The sequence below is a fragment of the Nocardia sp. NBC_01388 genome (assembly GCF_045040085.1).
GTDB lineage: Bacteria > Actinomycetota > Actinomycetes > Mycobacteriales > Mycobacteriaceae > Nocardia.
Genome location: NZ_CP109553.1, coordinates 2251561 through 2270630 on the forward strand (window position 1 = coordinate 2251561; position 19070 = coordinate 2270630).

39 protein-coding genes are annotated in these 19070 nt (G+C 64.7%); 3 read left to right on the forward strand and 36 right to left on the reverse strand.

What is annotated here, in order from left to right; translation table 11 throughout:
• Positions 1 to 38 precede the first annotated feature (38 nt).
• From OG716_RS10615 to OG716_RS10780, 34 genes are all read right to left on the reverse strand, one after another.
• A complete protein-coding gene (locus OG716_RS10615; RefSeq protein ID WP_405137457.1) occupies positions 39 to 416 on the reverse strand; it encodes a hypothetical protein in 378 nt (125 codons plus the stop codon).
• The gene (locus OG716_RS10620) at positions 409 to 786 is read right to left on the reverse strand and encodes a hypothetical protein (protein WP_405137458.1); all 378 of its coding nucleotides are present in this window, start codon (positions 784 to 786) and stop codon (positions 409 to 411) included. The genes OG716_RS10615 and OG716_RS10620 overlap by 8 nt, the downstream gene beginning before the upstream one ends.
• Positions 779 to 1051 carry a hypothetical protein gene (locus OG716_RS10625; protein ID WP_405137459.1) on the reverse strand — a complete coding sequence of 91 codons (273 nt, stop codon included), beginning with the start codon at positions 1049 to 1051 and terminating at the stop codon, positions 779 to 781. The genes OG716_RS10620 and OG716_RS10625 overlap by 8 nt, the downstream gene beginning before the upstream one ends.
• Positions 1044 to 1718, reverse strand: a complete 675-nt coding sequence (locus OG716_RS10630; RefSeq protein ID WP_405137460.1) for a hypothetical protein — start codon at positions 1716 to 1718, stop codon at positions 1044 to 1046. Before OG716_RS10630 ends, OG716_RS10625 begins: the two co-directional genes overlap by 8 nt.
• Positions 1711 to 2253 carry a hypothetical protein gene (locus OG716_RS10635; RefSeq protein ID WP_405137461.1) on the reverse strand — a complete coding sequence of 181 codons (543 nt, stop codon included), beginning with the start codon at positions 2251 to 2253 and terminating at the stop codon, positions 1711 to 1713. The genes OG716_RS10630 and OG716_RS10635 overlap by 8 nt, the downstream gene beginning before the upstream one ends.
• The gene (locus OG716_RS10640; RefSeq protein ID WP_405137462.1) at positions 2246 to 2812 is read right to left on the reverse strand and encodes a hypothetical protein; all 567 of its coding nucleotides are present in this window, start codon (positions 2810 to 2812) and stop codon (positions 2246 to 2248) included. The genes OG716_RS10635 and OG716_RS10640 overlap by 8 nt, the downstream gene beginning before the upstream one ends.
• Positions 2805 to 3317, reverse strand: coding sequence for a hypothetical protein (locus tag OG716_RS10645; protein ID WP_405137463.1), 513 nt, complete (start codon positions 3315 to 3317; stop codon positions 2805 to 2807). The genes OG716_RS10640 and OG716_RS10645 overlap by 8 nt, the downstream gene beginning before the upstream one ends.
• A gap of 224 nt (positions 3318 to 3541) precedes the next feature.
• A complete protein-coding gene (locus tag OG716_RS10650) occupies positions 3542 to 3934 on the reverse strand; it encodes a hypothetical protein (RefSeq protein ID WP_405137464.1) in 393 nt (130 codons plus the stop codon).
• A 47-nt stretch (positions 3935 to 3981) separates the two neighbouring features.
• Positions 3982 to 4182, reverse strand: a complete 201-nt coding sequence (locus tag OG716_RS10655) for a hypothetical protein (protein ID WP_405137465.1) — start codon at positions 4180 to 4182, stop codon at positions 3982 to 3984.
• Between the two features lie 61 nt (positions 4183 to 4243).
• Positions 4244 to 4441 carry a hypothetical protein gene (locus tag OG716_RS10660; protein ID WP_405137466.1) on the reverse strand — a complete coding sequence of 66 codons (198 nt, stop codon included), beginning with the start codon at positions 4439 to 4441 and terminating at the stop codon, positions 4244 to 4246.
• A 94-nt stretch (positions 4442 to 4535) separates the two neighbouring features.
• Positions 4536 to 4814, reverse strand: coding sequence for a hypothetical protein (locus OG716_RS10665; protein ID WP_405137467.1), 279 nt, complete (start codon positions 4812 to 4814; stop codon positions 4536 to 4538).
• Positions 4807 to 5076: a hypothetical protein gene (locus tag OG716_RS10670; RefSeq protein ID WP_405137468.1), complete on the reverse strand. Its 270-nt coding sequence runs from the start codon at positions 5074 to 5076 to the stop codon at positions 4807 to 4809. Before OG716_RS10670 ends, OG716_RS10665 begins: the two co-directional genes overlap by 8 nt.
• Positions 5069 to 5401: a hypothetical protein gene (locus OG716_RS10675; RefSeq protein WP_405137469.1), complete on the reverse strand. Its 333-nt coding sequence runs from the start codon at positions 5399 to 5401 to the stop codon at positions 5069 to 5071. The genes OG716_RS10670 and OG716_RS10675 overlap by 8 nt, the downstream gene beginning before the upstream one ends.
• Positions 5394 to 5669, reverse strand: a complete 276-nt coding sequence (locus OG716_RS10680) for a hypothetical protein (RefSeq protein WP_405137470.1) — start codon at positions 5667 to 5669, stop codon at positions 5394 to 5396. The genes OG716_RS10675 and OG716_RS10680 overlap by 8 nt, the downstream gene beginning before the upstream one ends.
• Positions 5670 to 6035: 366 nt before the next feature.
• Positions 6036 to 6791: a helix-turn-helix domain-containing protein gene (locus OG716_RS10685; protein WP_405137471.1), complete on the reverse strand. Its 756-nt coding sequence runs from the start codon at positions 6789 to 6791 to the stop codon at positions 6036 to 6038.
• A gap of 48 nt (positions 6792 to 6839) precedes the next feature.
• Complete coding sequence (locus OG716_RS10690; RefSeq protein ID WP_405137472.1) at positions 6840 to 7355, reverse strand: hypothetical protein; 516 nt, start codon at positions 7353 to 7355, stop codon at positions 6840 to 6842.
• Positions 7355 to 7768: a hypothetical protein gene (locus OG716_RS10695; protein WP_405137473.1), complete on the reverse strand. Its 414-nt coding sequence runs from the start codon at positions 7766 to 7768 to the stop codon at positions 7355 to 7357. Before OG716_RS10695 ends, OG716_RS10690 begins: the two co-directional genes overlap by 1 nt.
• Complete coding sequence (locus OG716_RS10700; protein WP_405137474.1) at positions 7765 to 8211, reverse strand: hypothetical protein; 447 nt, start codon at positions 8209 to 8211, stop codon at positions 7765 to 7767. Before OG716_RS10700 ends, OG716_RS10695 begins: the two co-directional genes overlap by 4 nt.
• A complete protein-coding gene (locus OG716_RS10705) occupies positions 8208 to 8774 on the reverse strand; it encodes a WhiB family transcriptional regulator (RefSeq protein WP_405137475.1) in 567 nt (188 codons plus the stop codon). The genes OG716_RS10700 and OG716_RS10705 overlap by 4 nt, the downstream gene beginning before the upstream one ends.
• A complete protein-coding gene (locus OG716_RS10710; RefSeq protein ID WP_405137476.1) occupies positions 8771 to 9634 on the reverse strand; it encodes a recombinase RecT in 864 nt (287 codons plus the stop codon). Before OG716_RS10710 ends, OG716_RS10705 begins: the two co-directional genes overlap by 4 nt.
• A gap of 3 nt (positions 9635 to 9637) precedes the next feature.
• The gene (locus OG716_RS10715; RefSeq protein ID WP_405137477.1) at positions 9638 to 10666 is read right to left on the reverse strand and encodes a YqaJ viral recombinase family protein; all 1029 of its coding nucleotides are present in this window, start codon (positions 10664 to 10666) and stop codon (positions 9638 to 9640) included.
• Positions 10663 to 11397 carry a 3'-5' exonuclease gene (locus OG716_RS10720; protein WP_405137478.1) on the reverse strand — a complete coding sequence of 245 codons (735 nt, stop codon included), beginning with the start codon at positions 11395 to 11397 and terminating at the stop codon, positions 10663 to 10665. Before OG716_RS10720 ends, OG716_RS10715 begins: the two co-directional genes overlap by 4 nt.
• A 6-nt stretch (positions 11398 to 11403) precedes the next feature.
• Positions 11404 to 11760, reverse strand: coding sequence for a hypothetical protein (locus OG716_RS10725; RefSeq protein ID WP_405137479.1), 357 nt, complete (start codon positions 11758 to 11760; stop codon positions 11404 to 11406).
• Positions 11757 to 12209, reverse strand: coding sequence for a hypothetical protein (locus OG716_RS10730; RefSeq protein WP_405137480.1), 453 nt, complete (start codon positions 12207 to 12209; stop codon positions 11757 to 11759). The genes OG716_RS10725 and OG716_RS10730 overlap by 4 nt, the downstream gene beginning before the upstream one ends.
• Positions 12210 to 12451: 242 nt before the next feature.
• Positions 12452 to 12721 carry a hypothetical protein gene (locus OG716_RS10735; RefSeq protein WP_405137481.1) on the reverse strand — a complete coding sequence of 90 codons (270 nt, stop codon included), beginning with the start codon at positions 12719 to 12721 and terminating at the stop codon, positions 12452 to 12454.
• Positions 12718 to 13296, reverse strand: a complete 579-nt coding sequence (locus OG716_RS10740) for a hypothetical protein (RefSeq protein WP_405137482.1) — start codon at positions 13294 to 13296, stop codon at positions 12718 to 12720. Before OG716_RS10740 ends, OG716_RS10735 begins: the two co-directional genes overlap by 4 nt.
• Entirely contained in the window at positions 13293 to 13487 is a 195-nt protein-coding gene (locus tag OG716_RS10745; protein WP_405137483.1) for a hypothetical protein, read from the reverse strand. Before OG716_RS10745 ends, OG716_RS10740 begins: the two co-directional genes overlap by 4 nt.
• On the reverse strand, positions 13484 to 13654 hold the full coding sequence (locus tag OG716_RS10750; protein ID WP_405137484.1) for a hypothetical protein: 171 nt from the start codon (positions 13652 to 13654) through the stop codon (positions 13484 to 13486). Before OG716_RS10750 ends, OG716_RS10745 begins: the two co-directional genes overlap by 4 nt.
• Positions 13644 to 13913, reverse strand: a complete 270-nt coding sequence (locus tag OG716_RS10755; RefSeq protein ID WP_405137485.1) for a hypothetical protein — start codon at positions 13911 to 13913, stop codon at positions 13644 to 13646. Before OG716_RS10755 ends, OG716_RS10750 begins: the two co-directional genes overlap by 11 nt.
• Positions 13910 to 14092 carry a hypothetical protein gene (locus OG716_RS10760; RefSeq protein WP_405137486.1) on the reverse strand — a complete coding sequence of 61 codons (183 nt, stop codon included), beginning with the start codon at positions 14090 to 14092 and terminating at the stop codon, positions 13910 to 13912. The genes OG716_RS10755 and OG716_RS10760 overlap by 4 nt, the downstream gene beginning before the upstream one ends.
• Positions 14089 to 14301, reverse strand: a complete 213-nt coding sequence (locus OG716_RS10765; RefSeq protein ID WP_405137487.1) for a hypothetical protein — start codon at positions 14299 to 14301, stop codon at positions 14089 to 14091. Before OG716_RS10765 ends, OG716_RS10760 begins: the two co-directional genes overlap by 4 nt.
• Positions 14301 to 14525, reverse strand: coding sequence for a hypothetical protein (locus OG716_RS10770; protein ID WP_405137488.1), 225 nt, complete (start codon positions 14523 to 14525; stop codon positions 14301 to 14303). The genes OG716_RS10765 and OG716_RS10770 overlap by 1 nt, the downstream gene beginning before the upstream one ends.
• A gap of 225 nt (positions 14526 to 14750) precedes the next feature.
• Positions 14751 to 14984 carry a hypothetical protein gene (locus OG716_RS10775; protein ID WP_405137489.1) on the reverse strand — a complete coding sequence of 78 codons (234 nt, stop codon included), beginning with the start codon at positions 14982 to 14984 and terminating at the stop codon, positions 14751 to 14753.
• A gap of 94 nt (positions 14985 to 15078) precedes the next feature.
• Positions 15079 to 15318, reverse strand: coding sequence for a helix-turn-helix domain-containing protein (locus OG716_RS10780; RefSeq protein ID WP_405137490.1), 240 nt, complete (start codon positions 15316 to 15318; stop codon positions 15079 to 15081).
• Positions 15319 to 15481: 163 nt separating this feature from the next.
• Here OG716_RS10780 and OG716_RS10785 point away from each other — a divergent pair, with 163 nt between their 5' ends.
• On the forward strand, positions 15482 to 15838 hold the full coding sequence (locus OG716_RS10785; protein WP_405137491.1) for a helix-turn-helix domain-containing protein: 357 nt from the start codon (positions 15482 to 15484) through the stop codon (positions 15836 to 15838).
• Here the strand turns inward: OG716_RS10785 and OG716_RS10790 are convergent.
• Entirely contained in the window at positions 15730 to 16128 is a 399-nt protein-coding gene (locus OG716_RS10790) for a hypothetical protein (RefSeq protein ID WP_405140310.1), read from the reverse strand. The genes OG716_RS10785 and OG716_RS10790 overlap by 109 nt on opposite strands.
• 667 nt (positions 16129 to 16795) lie before the next feature.
• Positions 16796 to 18058 carry a helix-turn-helix domain-containing protein gene (locus tag OG716_RS10795; protein WP_405137492.1) on the reverse strand — a complete coding sequence of 421 codons (1263 nt, stop codon included), beginning with the start codon at positions 18056 to 18058 and terminating at the stop codon, positions 16796 to 16798.
• A 213-nt stretch (positions 18059 to 18271) separates the two neighbouring features.
• Here OG716_RS10795 and OG716_RS10800 point away from each other — a divergent pair, with 213 nt between their 5' ends.
• Together OG716_RS10800 and OG716_RS10805 are read left to right on the forward strand one after the other, a co-directional pair.
• Positions 18272 to 18589 (forward strand): hypothetical protein, encoded by a 318-nt coding sequence (locus OG716_RS10800; protein ID WP_405137493.1) that lies wholly within the window; start codon positions 18272 to 18274, stop codon positions 18587 to 18589.
• Entirely contained in the window at positions 18586 to 18765 is a 180-nt protein-coding gene (locus tag OG716_RS10805; protein WP_405137494.1) for a hypothetical protein, read from the forward strand. Before OG716_RS10800 ends, OG716_RS10805 begins: the two co-directional genes overlap by 4 nt.
• Positions 18766 to 19070: the final 305 nt, after the last annotated feature.

Sequence of the window (19070 nt, forward strand, 5' to 3'; positions counted from 1 at the left end):
GGTCGCGGTACCGGGTGGGGTCGGAGATGAGAATTTGGTCAGGCATGGTCCGCGACCTCCGGGTGCCCATCGAGGATTGCGAGAACCGCACGGCCGTCAGCGATCTGCTGCTCGGTGTCCTCGTCGTAGTCGGTGCTCTGCGTGGCCCACCCGGTGGCCAAGTCACGCAATGCAACCAACGGGGCGGCGATCTCCAGGTTCCGGGCTAGCACCTCATCGATATGAGCGTTCATGTTGCGCAGGATCACCGCGGCGTCAGCGACTTCCCGCTCCAGCCACGCGGTGCGGCCGCGGGCGGCCAGCAGCTCTGCGGCCATCGCGTCGAACGCCCGCAGCAACTCATCACCCACCGGGAGATCGACGTAGGAGACCCACCGGGACAGGCGGTCATCGGAGATGAGGATCTGGTCAGGCATGGTCGGCGTCCTCACCGAGAATGCCGAGTTGCCGCATCAGGAACAGTTCGTCGCGGGCGTAGTCGCGGAACTTTCCCCGGTAGTGGTCCAACGTCAGCCCGTTGCCTACCGGCCCGGACCACGGGTAGGCGCCGTCACTGTCGGCCATCTGCTCAGCGACGGAGTTGACCGTGTACGGCGGGCGCCGCTGCGAGAAGGCCGCCACCTTGAGGGAGATCGCGGTCTCGATCCACTCGTTTGCCACCTGCGGGTGGTTCGACTTGAACGCGAGTTTCGCGGCGCCGATGTCGATGCCCCGTTCTGTGAGGATGCGGCGGCCGACTATCAGCGCTTCACCGGGGTTCGACCATTCGGGTTCGTGGTCAGCCATGGTCTTTCACCTCTGATTCCCATTCGGCGATCAGCTTTCTCGCTTGGGCATGCGGGCAAAGCGCTCCGGGCTCGAGCCTCAGGTATCCGTGTGCCAGGCATCCGCCGTCGTGGTCGAACCAGCAGGCTCCCGAGTCGGTGAAGGCGATTACGAGGCTGCGCAATTGGATGAGCTCCTCGCCGGCGGACACGGCGTCGTGGAGGCCGAGCCGTTGGGAGTCATTCACAAATCGGGCCAGCTGCTCATTGGAAAGGCGATCACCCACGGTCATCCACCTCGCGCAGCTCGCACAGCTTCAGGGTCATGCCGCGCGGCAGGTCGGACCGGCCCACGGACCGGATCGCGTCAGCTGCCGTCATCACCTGCCGGTGTTCGCCGTGAATGAACGGCCCGCGGCCATCGACGACCGCGACCACGACATGCCCGAGCGGGGAGTGCTCGGCCTCCAGTTCGGCGATATGGGCGTTGGCCGCCTCGAGCCGTGCCCTTGCATCTTTGGCGACACGGAGGTTGGTCTCGCTGGTGACCATGTAGCTTGCGCACACTGCGGGCAGCTGGGTGCGCTTGACCAACATGCCTTTGACCATGACGTCCTCGTTGACCTGCTTCTCCAGCTCGGCGATACGGGCTCGGGCTTCGTCACGCTCGGCCACAACCTGCCGTGAGTACGCCCGCGTCTCACGGATCACCGCCGGACCGGCCAGCTTGTCGAGCTGCTCGACGACCGCCTGGGCGATGATGACGGCCGGGTCGCGTTCGGACGTCAGGAAGTCGACACGGGCGCGGGCCTGCTCCAGTTCGGCGAGCACGGCGGGCAGCAGCGACCGCGCCGACTCCGTGAAGCTGAACGCGGCGTCGGCCTTCGCCATGTGCGAGTCGACAAGCAGGGCGAGCAGCTGCCGCCCTTCGGCCACGAGGTCCAGTTCAGGCACGGCGGTTCCTTCTCGGAGTTTCGATCAGTTCCCAGATCCGGTCAGTCAGCGTGGGGCGGTCCAGAATCGCGAGGTCGTCCCAATGCGCCACCAGCGCAGACCATTCCGGGCTGAGTTCGGCGATGAGCAGCATGTGCTCGCGCGCTTCGGGGACAGCGCGCAGCAGCTGCTCGCACCGCCAGAAGTCGCCGGCGTCCAGCGGCCATTCGATACCCACCACGACCGGTCGGCCGGGCAGTGTTCGGCGGCCGGTCAGTGCACCGATGATCGCGTGCGAGCTGAGACCGCGGTCCGCGGTGTGCAGCCAGTTCGCGAAAGCACTCAAGGGCATCGGTTCACCGGCACCAATGCCGGGCATGAAGGTTTCCAACTCGGTGACACGGTCGCGGGCATCCATCAACTGCACGTGGACCGCGGACTGCTCGGTGCGCGTCTGTTCCAGCTCATCGAGCAGCCGCACGACGTATGCGGCGGGCACGAGCGTGTATTGGTCGGCTGCCGCGGCACGGCACCCTTCGGCGATGGGGTCAGGCATGACGGCCCCCCTGTTCGATCAGCTTGTAGCCGAAAGCCGCCAGCCCCTCGGCGGTCACGTACATGTGGTGCTGGAACAGCAACTGGTTCTCGTTGCGGCCGACCCAGATCTCGCCGACCACAGGCAGATCGCTGCCGGGGTGCCGTTGCACCGGTTCGAGGATCGTGATCTCGGCGCCGGCATCATTGCGGTATTGCTGACCGAAGGCGATCGCTGCGGTATCGGCGGGTTCCTCCAGTTCGTCGATACGGGCGCGGGCGATCCCATGCCCGTACTGCATGCCTACGAGAACTGACCACATCGAGTCGAAGGTTCTGGTCTGTGCGGTGCCGACGTTTCGGTAGCTGATTCCGAACCGGCCAGGTCCGCGGGACTTCTCGTCCTCGTGGATGGTGATGGTCGTTCCGATGGTTTCGCTGATGACCGCGGCCAGCCAGCGCAGCTGCCACAGGTGCGGCCACAGCCCGTCCAGGTGCGGCTCGACATGGCTGCCATGCTCATCGGCGACGGTACGGACCTTGCTCCAGTCCGGTTCGGTGATGAGGGCTTGGTCAGGCATGTTCGGGATCCAATCCTTCGAGGATTCCGACCCGGTGCTCCAGTTCGGCGATGCGTGCGGCCTGGTCGATACCGAGAGCGGTTGCCTGCCTGGCGGTTTCGGTGTACCCGTCCCGCTCGGCCTCCAGCCCGCCGATGCGCTTGTGTGCGGCGTCCAGGTGCGGTCGCAGTTCGGCGACCTGCTCCCACACGCCTTGCCAGTCCACGTGCCCGGTGGTGCCGTCGCCGCGCAGCATGTCCGGGACGGTGCCGGTGGCGGCGAGGGCGATCGAGTTGTATTCAGCGATGGCGGCACCCAGAAGGTCGGAACCCGCTCGCACGGTGACGAGTTCGGCACGGGTGCTGAGCAGTTCGGCGGCCGCGAGCCGTGCGCACGCGTCACGGTGGACGCGCGCTATGGCCTCGAGGTCCTTGCCGGTCAGCTCGGTCGGGCTGCTACTGAGGAGCTGGTGGAAGCGGCGGGCGTATTCGTCGGCCTGCTCTTCGGCGAGGTCCAGGTCAGGCATGGGGTTTCTCCGATACGGGTGTGTCTCCGGGCAGGTGGCGGGTGGGGATCTTGCGTGCACCGGCGAGCAGGTCGGCGCGGCGCTGGCGCCGGTCGGTGCACGCGGCGTGCGCGACGCACTTCCAACCCCCAGGGGCCTTAGTGAACTGTTGGGTGCCGCGGCGGCCGCAGTGGCGGCATTCGCGCTGGGATGGTGTGGCGGGCTGCGTCATCGGATGTCCCCGCTCAGCGAGTCTCGAAGTTGGGGATAAGAGCCTCCGGCTTGAGCACGACCTTGTAGTGATTCGGATCTACGTTGGCGGAGTCGAGCTGCTCCACAATGAAGGTGACGTTGTTCGACCGGCCCAGATAGTCGCGCTTGTAGCCGTCGCCGACCTTGCATGTCACGGTCAGCCGGTCTGGGCCGATGTCGATCGAGCAGAATCCCTCCACGACCAGCATCACCTTGTCCGTGATGCCGTTGTAGAAGCTCACCCGGCGGTTGACCTTGAAGTTGTCCGAGTCTTGGCTGATGTTGTTGTTCACCACGTCGGCGTCGGTTGAGGAACACCCGGTCAGGACGACACCACCGCTCAGGACGACGACGGCTAGGGCTACGGACATGGCGGTGCGGGACATGGGTTCTCCTTTGGAGGGGAAGTCAGAGCTCGGGGTGTCGGGCTGCGTCATCGGTTGCCCCCCTGCGGATTCGCCGGGATGCCAGCGCTCATGCCCGTCAGCAGAGCGGGCACGTCGTTGCCGGTCGCTTCAGCGAGCACAAGCCACGCGGAGGCCAGCGCAGCGATGGTCAAAGTTTTGTCGCAGTCGCCGATAAGCTGCAGGATTGCCGACCGGTCGTGTGCGGCAACGGCTTCGAGGATTGCCACAGCCGAATGCCCTGCAGCATCACGGTCCGCGGGCGAAAAGCGCTGAGGGGCGCGGTCCTGGTCAGGCATGGTCGACCGCGGGAATGGTCTCGATGCTGGGGGACGGCAGCTGTGCGCTGCCGGTGGGCAGCAGGTTGATGCTGGGGGGTTCGCAGAACCCTTCCTGGCATTGGGCCGCCCCCGGGTCTGCCGCTGCGGTGGCCGCGGTGCTGGTGAGGGTGGCTACGAGAATGAGTAGTGCTGACGCGAGGGCGCGCATGTGATTTCCAAATCGAATAGTGTTGGGCTGCAAGTGGAATGGGTTCAGGAGCAGGCGGTGCCGGAATTCGCCGAGCAGGTCAGGCGTGGACTCCCTATCGGGGCGTCGCCGCTGGCTCGAAGGCGGCTTCGAAGGCGCTGGGCGAGTACGCGCGCAAATCGTTGCGCTCCTGGACGACCCACCACCCGAGATGGACACGGTGCCTGCCCCCGTCCAGGCTCTTGACCCACAGTGCGGGCATCCCGGCCTGGTCATCGATCAGGTACCGGCCTGCCGGAAGCCAACTGATCAGGGCCATGGTCGTGTCGCCGGTCAACTGCATCGCCTCGACCACGATGGGGCGCTTGAGGAATCGCTGCGCAGTCTCAGGCATTTGGAGCCGCCGGGGCGGTGGTGGGCAGGAACATCGGACCGGCCAACGAGACAGCCGTGAGATCGGCGGCCCGCGTCTTCGCGATGGCGACTCCGTCCACGCCCACGACGGTGCACGCGGCCCGGATGTCGGCGCGTATCTCGTAGATGGCGTCCACGCGCAGGGTGCGGGTGTTGTGGTCGCGCTTGTCCCGCAGGTGATCTCCGACCGCGATCGTGTTGCCGCGGCGGCCGGTGTAGGTGGTCATGCTGGTGTCAGGCATCGGATTCCTCGTCCACCGCTTCGTAGGTCCGGTCGAAGATGTCCGCTTTGCACGGATAAAATTCGCCCGCGACGCCCCGGATGATCCAGTCGCCGATGTCCGCGCGGTGCGGGCCTTCGAGGGTGTCGATCACCAGGAAGGCGGCCGCGAATTGCTCGTCTTCGCGCCGGAGTTCGTGTGGCGTGCCAGGGCCGACGAACCGGGCGGTGCCGCCGCACATGGTGATCCAGCCGAGGATTTCCCGGGCGGGTTCGATGAGCCCGGTGAATTCGGCGGCCATGATCTCGACCGGCAACTTGCGGAACTGGCGGATGTTGTCAGGCATGGACATTCGTCTCCTGGGTGGCGAGGGCTGCGATTGCGGCGACGTACGCCCGTCGGAGGCTGTCCCCCGCGCTGCCATACGTCTCGTACGCCCGACCGCGCTCCTCGGAGTCGTCGAACAGGTCGGGGTCCGCGGCCTTGATCGCGGCGAGGGCGGTGCGGTGGGCGAGCAGCTCGGTGGCGAGCCGTTGGGTCGTGGGCGTCCATCCGGACTTGGCGATCGCACGTAGTTGGTCATCAGTGAAGGGGGCGGTGGTCCGGTCAGGCATGAATCTGGTTCTCCTGGGTGGTGGGTGACTCGTCGTAGGCAGCTGATTTCGACCAGAGAGATTTCGGGTTTATCCACAGGGCGCCGGGGCGCGTAGTGATGTCCGTTTTCAAGCCGGGGACGCCGCAGGGGTTGGTAGTGGGGGGGTTCTTTATTGGTGGAGGGTCGAATTTGGCGTCCAGACTTTGTATTAAGGGTTGTATTTGGCGTCCAGACTCGTCTAATTTGGCGTCCAGACTTATTGGCGTTTCACATGTCTGGAGGCCAAATACAACCCCCAGACCCACTCGCATTTCACAAGTCTGGACGCCAAAAACGACCCTCAGAACCGCAGCCTGTGGATAACTCCAGACGCCAAATACGACCCTCAGACCGCGCACTCGCAGAGCTTCGTCTCGCCCGGATCGAGCATCGACCGCTCGGACAAATCCGGCGGATACGACAGTCGGTACTCGTTCGACTCCCCGCCGCGCCGACTGCCCTGCTTGACCAACTCGACGAAACCCAAATCCCGAAGTGCGGGCAGATCCCGGTCGACGATCTTCACCCCGACCTTCATCACCAACGCCAGCAACTTGGACCCCGGATGGATACGTGTCCCATCCGAGTTGCCATATGTGGCCAGCATCAGAGCCACGTACTTGACTCCGCTGGGGATTTGGACGCGCCGGATCCACCGGATCCACTCGTGACGATCGGCCGGCCACCGCGTCACCCCGCCGGGAAACGTCATGTACCCGGACTTCCACTCCATCAACGGCCGCGCGGGAACGTCCTGGTCCACATGCGCCCACTGCGACAGGTCCCGCGGAGCAGTGAGCCGGTACGCATCGAACTCGTTCGCGTACCGATTGCCCTGCTTCACGCGGACCACGAGCCCCAACGACACCAGCTGCGGTAGCGCCCGAGTCACCGTCCGCTCCCCCACGCACATCACCAACGCGAGCCGCTCCACCCCTGGGTGAATACGAGTCCCGTCCGGGTCGGCGTAGGTAGCCATCGTCAGCGCCAAGTACTTGACCCCGCTCGGGATCTCGATACTGCGAACCAGGCGTTCCCACTCGTACCGGGACACCGGGACAACGCTCGCGACGTCGCCGACCGTGTACTCGATCGAGACCATCGCACCCGCCTTCTGCTGCCCCTGAACCGAACTCCTTCGCGAGCGAACTCACGTCTCGCTCACCCCCGACCCCGGTGCAGCTTCGGCTTCACCCGAGTCGGACTCCGGTGCTCCCTCACTCGGATCGGAGTCCGACTCCGGTGGGACAAGCACTTCGAGGAACTCAAGTGCCTCCGGTGTGCCGATCGTCTTCAACTCCAAACCCAGGACTGAGCGCAACAATTCGCTCTCGACCATCACCGCGGCGTTCAGGGCACCCTTGAAATGGATCCGATGCCGGACCGCACCGCTGTCATCGATGTAGTCGCGCACCAGAACTTCGAACGTCGTCGTATCCACGACGACCAGATGAGCCTCGGACATTGCCGCGAGGTCGGCCATGACGCTGGCCTCGCTGATCTCCTCGCACACCGATGCCCACTTGGCCGGCATCAAGGGCACGACGCCAGCCATGCTGGGTGCGTCCTGGGTGAGGATCTGGGTGAACAGCGCTTGTGCGCTGCGGCGGAGCGACCGGAATGCCGGGCGCCGCCATGCCTTCAGCAGAACCTGCTCGCGCCCCATTACGGTCCCTCCGCAATGGAAGCGGATGCGGGTGGAGTCGCACCCGAGTCCGACTCCGGCCCGTCGAACATCGGGTAGTGCGCAGAATCCAGAGCCTCACGGGCGGCAGCAGTTTCAGCTTCCCGCTCGGATCTGCGGACGTCTGCAGGTGTCGTCTTGGCGCGGCACGACATCACCACCTCACCCTTGGACTTACCTCTCGAACCCAGCCATTCGACGGGCGTCTTGTCATTGAGGGACAACAGGATCAATGGGCAGCCGTTGCCATCGTCGATGCCGTCGTCATTGACACAGCGGCGGTCCATGCGCCCGTTGCCGAGGCACACCGCGTACTGCCACACCTCCCAGTCGGTGCCGCACGAGAACGCGCGGCCGTCGGTGGCGGTCTTCTCGTACTCCTCGTAGGGCTTCATGCCGGGCCGCCCTTGACCGGATTTACCTGGCCATCGTCGGTGAGCAGAGCCCACCGGCCGCGGTACAGCACACGAACATCGACCGCGGTCCGCGTACCGTTCTGCGACACCAGCCAGCCGCGCACCTTAGACACATGGCGTGAGGAATCCGGCAGGCGCCCTTCAACTCTCAGATGGCACTCGTTGGAGAGATGCATTGCGTTCGCGGCCTGGTTCACCCAGGCGAGCGAGGTTCCGCCAGCCCCTCGAGGGCGCCGATGATGCAGAACGTCGGCAACGCCGCAGGAATCAAGCTCACAGATGCCACCCGATCGTGAGACCACGATGGCTTCCGCGCCCGGCGGGAATCCGTCACGGTTGATCTTCGACGCATGGGGCTGTTGCTTCGACAGCCGCCGCAGCACATCGACCGCGAAGTTCTTGGGGGTCGGGTAAACACTCATGCCGACATCGCCTCCGGCAGCCCGACAGCGAATACGCATGCAGCCGTCGTTGCTCTCACCCATTGCGGCGGATCGGTTTTGGCCATGATTCCGGAGATGGTGTTGGACTTGCGCCCAGCCGCCTCAGCAATTTGGTAGGTCTTCATGCCGGCACCCAGCAGCGTGCGAATCCACTCGCGCACCGGCTCAGCAGGCACAAGCCCCTGCAGGCAAGCACGGCACTGCTCCGAGTACCGGGTGGTGGTGGTGGTGAAGGTTGCACCACAGGTGTCGCACTCGTAGGTCCTTCGTGCCCGCCTGACGCGCTTGGCTGTTACATGCGGGAGCTCCTTTTCGAGCTCCTTTATGTCCGCGTCGATCCATGTGCGGTAACCGCCGGCGATGATGTCGGATTCGCCGGTGATCAACGCCCATTCACCGCACGCGAGCCGTACCTCGCACCGTGCCAGGCAGATGTAGATGGCGTCCTCTTCGGCCTTCGCAGCCTCTTCGTTGTAGTTGTGGCACCACATCTCTGGGTCTTCGTGGCCACGGCACGCCGCTTGACGCCTCCAGTCGCTCATGCTGGTTCTCCGCCCGGCTCGGGCGCGGAAGGGATGTCAGTGGGGCCGGTGCCGATATCGGAGGCGGGTACGTCGATCACGTCACCGAGATCGTCTTGGGCTTGGCGCTCGAGGAGCCGATCACGGAACAGGCCGCGCCCGTCCCGTTCGTCGACAGCGACAGCGACCCCGAGCAGCGGCGATTTCGGGAGTGGTTTGAGGACCTGGCGGATGCACGTCTTCCTTTCCATCCACCGTTGCGGGTCGGCGATCTTGCCTTTGGGTCCGACGCGCCCGTTGCGAAGTTCCTTCACTTCCTCGGGAGTGAGGACCACGAAATGTGTTGAGCCCGTGGTGAGTCGGGCGGTGGCGTAGTAGAAGATCACGTCACCGCGGTCCCCGCGTGTGGGCTTGTGCCGCAGGAACGACGCGGTGCCGTACTCGTAGTCGAAGTCGTCGCCCTCGTACACGGTGTGGGCGTCCAGGTGGGCGCCGGTCGGTGACTGGTAGAACAGCTTCGAGTACCCCTGGTACCCGACGATCAGCTGGCATTCCCACTGGCCTTTGTCCCGGAACGGGACCAGGTAGCACTCACCGTTCACATCCGGCTCGAGCCCCAGCGCCGAGCTGGTGAGCAGCGCACCGGCGAAGCTTTCCGGTGAGCACATCGCCAGGTCACGGTTCTTCCGCACTGCGGTGAGCGCGAGACGCGCGATGCGCTGGGCATCAAGATGTTTCGGCAGGGCGAGAGTGAGCTGACCCTGTACCGCTTGGATCGCTTGAAAGATGGTTTTGGGTCGGGTGTCTTCTGTGGTGTCGGGTGCGTCGGTGTCGCGCTGCGCGACCTGCTGCCGGACACGATCACCGAGGTTCTGTCCCACGAGTCAGCCTTCCGTATCGGAGATATAGGGCATGGCCTTGAAGACCTGCGATTGGTACTTGCGCCACAAGTCCGGGTGGTCCTTGCGCAGCCCGGCCGAGTCGAGGAGGTCGACCTTCTTGCGGTACAGGGCAGCGATCTGTGGTTCGGCGTCCTCGAATCGCTTCGGCGCCCAGCCGCCACCGGTGATCCGGGCGATGGTCTCCCCCGCGACGGTCACCCGGTTCGCGCCGGCCATCATCAACCGCAGTTCGGCCTCGGCCTGAACCCTCGCGGACTTGCCCGCGGCTTCTCGTGCGCGGGCGCTCTGCCACTGCTCCGCCAACTCCAGTGCCCGCAGCAGGACAGTGTCATCGTCGAGATCATCGAGGGCGATCACCCGATCCTCGAGGGCGAAGCGGCGCATCAGCGCGTCCCGGGTCGCGTCGGAGGGGTCCATCGGTGGCGGGATATCGGTGAGGACATGGCGGTGCCAGAGCCGGTGTTCCTCGGCGATGATGTCCGAGATCAGACCGTCGTCGCGCTCGACCCGCACGGTTTTCAACCGGTTGCCGCCGACCAGGCCGGCCACCCATGCGTGTGTGGCGCCACTGACCGCCATGTTGTGCTGGCATTGCAGCTCGGCGGGGTCGGGGACCTGTCCGTCCCAATCGGCGGCCATCCACTGCCCGGTGTTCTTGCACTCGATGATCCCGCCGTCGCTGGCGAATCCGTCGAGATTGGTTTGCTGCCAAGGATGTTCGAGCGAGCGCAGGGTGCCCGGCAGCGTGAACGTCAGGCCGAGTCGGCGCATCGCCTCGGCGCGGATGACCGGCTCGAGGAGATTGCCCCACAACATGTTTTCGGTTTCGTCGACCTCCGGGCCGCGACCGGTCTTGTCCTCCCACACCGTGTACGGGCTGGCATAGGGGCCGCGCATCCCCATGACCGCCGCGCAGTCCGACCCGCCCAAGCCCTCGCGGCGCACCCGCAACCACTCGGAGCGTCCGGCACCGTAGGGCAGTACTTCCACGCAGTGGTCGGTGATGCTCATCGGGTGACCGCCTCGGCGCGCAGCGGCCAGTCCCCGCACACCTGCGAGTCGTCTTCGCCGGAGCGGCGCAGATAGGCGGCGTAATCGACCTGCCGTGCCCGATGCCAATCCGCTTGTGCTGCCATCAGTTGCTCGGCGGTCAGGTCAGCGATGAGGGGGAACAGGCGTGGCAGCTTCCACGCCACCCGGGCTGTCGCCAGCGCGTCCCCGTCAGCAGTGTGCGCGTCCTCCCCCAACTCGATGCCGTAGTGCTCGCAGATGGCAGCGAGGTTGCGGCGCCCGCGCCGGTACCGGTCGACTTCTCGGTCGATGACGAACGGGTCCACCACCGGACCCACCAACAGGGGCGGGTACCCCAAGCGGCGCCCTTCGGTGTCGATGACCGTCAGGTCGTAGTTGGCGTTGAAGATCGCGGCGATCGCGCCTTGGTCCCACACGTGGTGCAGGTCTTCGCGGATCTGGTGGTATCCCTGCTGGTAGTCCATTCCGTCGGCGCGGGCGGTTTCGGTGCTCACCCCGTGCACAGCGGCGGCCTCGGCGGGGATCTCCACACCCGGGTCGAGCAACCACGTCCGGTTGGTCTTGTCGATGCCGTCGATACGGATCACGCACGCGGTCACGATCCGCGCGGACAGCGGGTCACGGCCGGTGGTTTCCAGATCGAAAGCCGCCAAGGGCATTTCGCGCCAGCTCGCTTGCCTGACGGGACCTGTGGTGAGTTGGTCGGTCACGATGGTTCACTCCTGCCCGGAAATGAATGCGGCGATCTCACGGGAGACCTCGCTGTCGAAAATGGTTGCGGCACCGAATATTTCGATGTCGTGCACAACGAAGCGGACACGTCCGTCGGGTTCGTGGATGATGAGCAGCCGCGACCCGCCGCTGCGCCATTCGTTGTCCGGAACACCGGCAGGGGTCGTGATGAACGCGGCGATCTCAGCGGCGGCGTGCGCACCGAGAGTGACCGCGAACCCGCTGCTCCCCGGTTCGTCGACTGCGACGAACGCACCCCCGTCCGGGTCGCGTTCGATACTCAGCGTCGTGTACCGGTCTTTCCAGGCGCGCCGCCACGGTTCGAGGAACACCTGCCTCATGCCGGCACCCCCGCCCGTGTCGTGCTGCAGGAGCCCTGCACCACTGCGGCCTGCGGGGCGTCGGGATCTTCTTCGTCCCATCGCGTCGGCGGCGCCCACCGCTGGGATCGCCCGTACCGGCGTGCATATGCCGACGGCCCCGGCGTCGTCTGCAGCTGATCGAACAACTCGACCACCCGCTGGTGCAGGGCTGCGGGGATCATGGCCCGCTGACGGATCAGGTAGGACACGGTGGTGGGTGCGGTGCCCAGCTTTTCGGCCAAGCTCCCCATCGGCCACCCGTCCGTGACCAGTGCCTGTAACCGTCGGCGCGCACCGAGCGCCGGAACCCACTCACCGGCGGGGCGACTCAGTGCGGTCGCGGCGTCGACAGCGAGAATGGCTGTCGCAGTGTCTTTCTGGACCCATTGCGGGTTCTTCCCACCGTGGCCGCGGACCGCCGACTCCACGACGTCGCGATGGACACCGGCTGCGGCGGCGATGCGCCGGTAACTCGCACCCGCCTCTTTCAGCTCGAGGATGTGGGCGCGGACCGGTGCGACATCGGTTCGCCCGTTCTCCCAACGCCCGTCAGTGGTTTGGCGCCGACGCTGGCGCGTGTAGCAGGCGTTGCACACCCCTCGCCGTAGCGGGCGAGGAGTCTGGCGACCGCATGTCGGGTTCGTGCACCTCTTCACCGTCGCGGTGGCACTCATGACTGCCCCGCCTTACGGTGGGCCGCGCAGTACCCGGCGTACCCGACGCGCCGGGTCCGGGCAGTCAACGGCAAAACAGTTCCGCACTCAAGGCACTGCCCCGGCGGGGGCGCCGCGACGTCGTCGATGCCCAGCATGGCCGCGAACATGGCGTACTCGCCTGCGTCGGCGGCGTAGGCCGCGACGATGCGCCCTGCCTGGTGTTTCGTGTCGTCGCTGAGCGTAGGACTCGAGATGAGTTCGGTTGCTGTCACGTGCTCGTTCACCAGACGCTCCCAATATGTTTGTGGCAGTAGGCGGTCCCTTGTCCGTCCAGGACCAGTCCGGCCGGGCGGGTGATCGTCGAGTCGCACTCCACGCACTCCACGTCGACGTCGACCGCGCGCACCAGGCGCACGTTCTCCTCACGGGCGTCCTCGGTCCGGCATTTCGTGCACGGTGCATCCGAACCGCACTGCACATGCCCGGAGCCGGGCGTATCCGACGGCACGCACCAGATGCAGCGGTGTAGCCCGCGCACAGCCAACACAGCGCCGATCGGCCTGCTCATCGCGTTACCGCAAGCGACACAACCGATATAGGCCATCGAGGCGCGCACAACGGCGATGTTGCGGTCCCGGGTCGTGCCTCGGCGTCCTGGCCGGCACTGTTCGCAGCCCGAGTTTGTGCAGCAGGGACTGATACCGGTCACATCGCTGTAGCTTCGGCCGTTCATGATGCTGCCCACCAGCTGCGCGGACACCCCGAAGACATGCGCCATCCGTGCCTGCGAGGTGCCGCGACGGCACTCGGCAACAACGGCGAGTGCTTGCGCGGAGGTCAACGTGCGCGCGCGGCTCATGCCACACCCAGTTCGTCAGCGACCCAGTAGTCGTGGCCGATGTCCCACTGGGCGCCGTCGTCTCGGCCGTCGTAGTCGTAGTCGAACGCATCGTCGTCGTCGATGGCCGCGGCGAAGACGCTGAGCATCACCAGCCAGATAGCCACCCACACCATGTGCGACCGGACCAATTCCCATGCGAGCGCGTTCACGCTGGTTCTCCTACGATGGCGATGAATTCCTTGCCCACCTCACGGCGGACTGGATCGTTGTCCTCGCCGAGCTTTTCGGCGAAACGCTGTGCGGCGTCGAGCTTTTCGTCACGCTCGTGGTCGCGAGCAATGTGCTTTCGAGCCTTTTCGACCAGGTCATCGGTCATGACGGTGCCCCCGTCCGGCAGGGGTGTGTTCGGGCTCGTACCCGGCGGCCACCGCCTCACCGGAAAGATCCGCCGGCATCTCCCGTGCAGCCAGGGCCACCGAGATCTCCTCGAGCAGCGCGGCGGCGTGCTGCGGGTCCACGAACAGATTCAGGCCCGCACCCAGATAGATGACGACTTTCCCGATGTCCTGCGACCAGTACGCGGACGGCATCGCCACAGCGCCTTCGACGGAGAAGAACGACGGCTGCGCGCTCATTCGGACACTCCCCCACCGGTGTGGCGGGCAAGCCAGGTGTGCGTCGGGAGCCACCCATCGATCGGTCCCGCGAACTCGCCACGATCGACGATCTCCCCGGGTGCGATCTCCTCCGGTTCGCTGGCATGCAGTGCCATGCGGATGAACGGCAGCAGGTCGGCCACACTGAGACGGCTCATGCGCTGGCCTCCGTCATCAGAACCCACACGTCCCAAGCGATGTCGAACAATCGCGTGTCCGGGGCGTAGGTGGTCATGACCTCGGTCAGATAGGCGAGGATCTCCTCACGGGTGGACAACTCCCCAACCCGCGTGCCGATCTCGTGCTCGGCGGTCCCTTCCGGCCACCACACCAGCTCTTTCGCGTAGTCGACGCTGGCCGCAGTCATCATCGGACGACCTCCTCGGCGGCGGCCGCCAGCACCCAGATGTGTGCGGCGATGTCGGCGGCCGGCGAGCCCTGGTCGTCGAGAATGACGGTCGTGAGGTAGCCGAACGCTCGCGGCTCGGACAGGCGGCGGATGATGCTCGCCATCCCGAATTCAACGGAACCGGTTGGCTCGGTGGACAATTCGGCGAGATACTTCTCGCACAGGGGAGAGTGGATTGCCATTGGGTAGACTCCCTATTGTTCAGATTGGTGGAACACGGGCCGTGAGAGCGCTAACTCAGACCGGCCTATCCCCGACTTCGTCGGTCGGGAAGTTGGAAACATCCCCCGCAACGACATGCGCCGTCACGTAGTGCGTTGCGGGGGATGCGGCCTCATCACCAGGAGCTATGTCAGCTGGCAGTGAGGAAGTCAGGACAGGGAGCAGGGCGCGAACCAGCGGGCGCATCACCGCTCCTCGTCATCGAAAAACAGGCTGGCACCGACCATCCAGAGCGCGGCCACGGCCGTTCCCGTGAAGATCGTCGCGAGGCATGCGCTGACACCGGAAGTGAACTCGTCCGCGTTGATCCAGCCCTTGCCATAGACCGCCCAGGCCACCACCAGCAGCGCCGCCGGAATGTCGACCGCCCACGCGACGATCAGCTTGGCGATGGGCCACGCCTTGCGGAAGCGGTTCATCGCCGCCTCCCCCGCGAGAAGAACGCACGGGATACCAACGGCCACAAGGCGAGGAAGACGAGCGACCAGGCGGTGACGAAGACGATGACGGCGTTCATGACGCCTGCGGCCAGTAGGCGGAGTTCAGGAAGGTGTCGGAATCGGCCTCAAGTACCTCGGCAATGGCCTCGAGTTCGTTGACGGTGAACGGTGTCTGGTTGGCCAGCCGCCGACGGAGGGTTTCCCGGGCGATTCCTGATTGGTCCGCGACCTCTCTTACCGAAAGTCCGGAGTCCTCGATTGTTGTGTTTACTCTCGCGGCTATGTTCTGCGACCATGCGGTTGAACCACCCATATGGGGTACCGTACGCCCCATATGGGGCGGATGCAATGGGTTTGCCGGACCCCATCAGACAGGATGGTCGGTCGTGAGTTTCGGGGGAATTGCCGCGTTTGCCTGCGGATTAGCTACGCCGGAGACCTACCTCACGCCCCATATGGGGCAGTAAGCTACCCATATGGCTACGAACGCACGCACTATCGGGGAGCTCACGCGGCTACTCGTTGCGGAGATACGGGCGACTCTCAGTCGCCTGCGATGGACTCAACCTGACCTCAGTGAGCGAGCGGGAGTCCCTCTACGAACGTTGGAGAAGATCTTGCGATCGGACAGTGCACTCGACGTCGAGCAACTCGACCAAATCGCCAAGGCGTTCGGCATCAGCCCCGAGGAGCTGATCGCCGCCGCCCGTCACAACGAGAACATCTACTTACCCAACGGCCGGCTGAACCCGGAACTCATCGCGGGCACGGCCCCTTCGGCCGAGACAATCGCACGCATAGCTGCGCGCCATACTTCGTCGGACGCGGGATAACGCATCTTCACGTCCACAATCCACTTCGCACCGTGCCTCGCCCAGCCTTCCATGCAGGGCCGCCCGAACAACAACACCTGAATGGCAGCCATGAGCAGGAAGGCTGCTTGCGATGCGCTCAGGGCGAGCCGCGGGATCGCATCGACCAGATCGCCTGTGTCGACAAGCGTTCCGATGGTCGCCCACCCATTGCCCGAAGAGACTTCACCTTCGGGTTGTGACCGCGTGATCCCAGGTATTTTGAAATCGGCCGCATCGCAATACGATTGGTCTAGATGATCGTCGAACACCGCATGCCACCTCTTAGTTAACGCCCCGACCCCTGCGCCCAATATGTCGCAGATGTGCCATGAATGTTAGTTCGCGCAGGATAACAATCAAGACTTTCGGGGCATGTTTTCCTTCAAAATTTGACTACGAGCAACTCCTGCTATGTCGCAAATATCCAGCTATACAACAAGTTTCGGGGTCAAACCACACAGACCGTTCGGTTCGACACGCCTGCGGACCGCGCAAATCGCGAAATAGCCAGCTCGCCCGAAGGGGCATCCCGGGCACATCGTGTCGAATTGTCAGCAAACATTCTGAAATCTACCCGAAACTGCGGGCACTGGTAATAACCAGGTGTAACGTGTGGAATTCGGCCAATCAAGATTTTGCAATTGTCTGTAACTGCCGGATACTCTAAAAATGGACGGCACAGGTTGTCATTAGAATGGCACGGAATTGGTAGCGGAATACGCATGAACTGTAGCCGCTTCACATTCTGAAAAGCCAGAGACGATGCACAAATACTCTGGCGGTGAACCCTCGAAACCATCTGCGGCGGATTGCCTTCGAGTTCGCGCGCCCAGCTGCAACCGGTCCGCCAGGCCAACGAAAAGCCGCCCCGGCGAACCGGGACGGCCTGTATCTCGACGAGCACAGCGGAATCACTCCCACATGTACCCCTACAGCTTACGCCGCGATACCCACGCGGAGGCTGAGTTCTCGTACCTCCTCACGCATCCCCGCCGGGGGTCGCTTCTGCAAGTCGATCAACATCTCCCGGGCGAACCCGTTGTACTTGATCGTCTCCGGTGCCGTCTGCTCCGACTTGGACAACATCTGGAGCGTCGCCACCGACTCCCCGCGCTGCGCGTGCGCGCGCGCTACCTCGATGAAGTGCCTGCTACGTCGCGGCACCGAGATGATCTGATTGGCATCGAATCCCCCTGCGGCATGCAACGCTTCGCCAGCTCGCCGCAACTCCACACCCAAAGTGACCGCGTGCGCGCCCATCACCGGCACCGAGAACGACGTTTGCACGTGCCGGTAGGCAGGCCCGAGCTTCTTCACGACTGTCTCGGCACGCTCCCAACGCGCCCAGGCATCTCCGTAACGGCCTCGGCGTGCGTAAACGTAGGCGATCTCGAACTCCAGCGCACCGACGATTCCACGCCAATCGTCGGAAGTCTCATCTCGATCGACATACGGAGACAGCCTGGACACGGAGTCGATCGCGAGGTCGACGGCCTCCTCCCACCGGCCACTGTCACGCAGGGCTTGCACCATCGCCCAAGCGCTGCAAGCGATCACGTACGGGTCGTCGCTCTCATAGCCTTCGTTCATGCCCCGGTCGGCGACCATCCACACCAGCTCCGGCGCAGGCTGATAGGCGACGTAGAAGTCCGCCAACTGATAAACGCCGGCCAGCAGCTTGCGCGCGGTGCGGCGTTCTTCTCCAGGCTGTCGCGCCGCACTCTGCGTATCGCGAATCAGGCCCGGCAATAGGGAACCGAGTTGGGTGCGGTGGTCGGGGCTCGAATGCCTGACGTGCCATGCTTGGCGAAGCCGTTCGGCGAGGTACTGCGGACTTGACGGCAATTCGCTGTTCGTGATCCTGAAATCCGTAAGCGCCGCCTGAACTTCGGTCAGCGCGGCATGCCGCTGCCCCGCGAACACTGTCACCGGCACAGAAAGGTCGTCTCCGGTGAGGATCGACAGATCCTTCAGGGACAACGCCTGCGCGATGCGCAAAAGCATTGGTAGCCGCGGAGTTTGCAGTCGGCCGTTCTCCACGGCTTTGAGCCACTCCGTCGAACGACCTAACAAATCAGCAAGGACGGGCCGCGACATCCCCGCCCGCATACGTTGTGCCTTGATGCGCTCACCGATTGCAGCGCTTTCCCCGCCATCCACAGTCGTGGCCTTCCGCTGGGTAATGCTCGTCGAGGTCAAGCCTAACCAAAAGGTATGGGGTACGGAATGTACCCGTCGGTTCCCGTCCGAGATTTAGCGTGAGTTCAGCACCCGATGCCGGGTAGCTGAAACCCCGCGAGGGGAAGTGTCGCCGACCAGCCTGCGTTCGTAGCCATACAGCGCACCCGGTCGGCGACGCCCCCGGCATCCGGACACCCACCGAACTGAACAGCCAAACCCCTCGAGGACACGATGCTGACGACATCGCTCGTACCCGGCCTGATCGTGACGCTCGCGGCGTTCGCTTACGGCGCACTACGTCTGCCGCTCACCGAGCCCAGACACGCCGCACCGACTCGCCTGCGAACCACCCAGGACCATCCCATCGACATCAGCCTGTGGCCGCCCGGATGGCCACACGAAGCACCCGAGCAGCCGCTGAGCCTCCTCGAAGCGCACCAGGCGATGCAATCGCACCTCACATGCACAACCAAGGAATGCGGGCGCAAAGCTGCCGCCTTCGATGTCCTCACCGGTGCTGGAGTGACCCGGGCGAGGAGCAAGCGATGAGCCCCGCCGAGCGAAAAGATCAGTGGCGCAATATCCATCGATTCTGCCACGACGAGCCCGCCGCGATCACCGTCCTAGAACAGGCGCGCACCGTCCTGGGCGACCACGGCAGGCACGACGACACCTGCCTGCAGCTGCGGGCCGCCCTCGATCACGTATCGGTGGAGAGCCGATGAACGTCCACTCAGCCCAGCACTGGGTAAACGACGGCTGCGAGTTGAGTTACATCCCGGACATGGATCGTGTACGCGCCGAGGGGATTACAAAGATCCATGCTTCCTGCACTCCCCCGTGTCCGCGCGTCACGGCAGCGCTGGAATTCCTGCGCGATCCCGAGTCGCGGGAGGCCGATGTCGACTTGGGTCAGCCGACCACGGGGCGGACGTTCTCGATCTGACGGTCTGGGTCCGCCGGGCGGCTGCGAACAGTTGGCGGTTACCACCGCCCGGCGGCACACGACAACCGATGAGGGTCGCCAGAT